The organism is Methylobacterium sp. D48H (assembly GCF_053345715.1).
Genome location: NZ_JBKFAP010000226.1, coordinates 1 through 273, shown reverse-complemented (window position 1 = coordinate 273; position 273 = coordinate 1). Strand labels below are relative to the sequence as shown.

Sequence of the window (273 nt, the reverse complement as noted above, 5' to 3'; positions counted from 1 at the left end):
CGGGCCCGATCGCGCTGCGCTACCCGCGCGGCGAGGGTGTGGGCGTCGAGCTTCCGGAGCGGGGCGAGGCGCTGGCGATCGGCAAGGGCCGGGTGGTGCGGCGCGACGCGGAGGCGCGTGTGGCGCTCCTGTCGCTCGGCACGCGGCTGTCGGAGGCCTTGAAGGCGGCCGACACGCTGGCCGAGCAGGGCGTGGCGGTGACGGTTGCGGACGCGCGGTTCGCCAAGCCGCTGGACGAGGCGCTGATCCTGGAGCTCGCGCGCGACCACGAGG

The 273-nt window shown here is 76.6% G+C and carries 1 protein-coding gene; it reads left to right on the top strand.

Translation table 11 applies throughout. The annotated features are described in order from the left end of the window. The coding region (locus ACLBX8_RS32240) for a transketolase C-terminal domain-containing protein (protein ID WP_447716480.1) at nt 1-273 on the top strand (273 nt) is incomplete at both ends.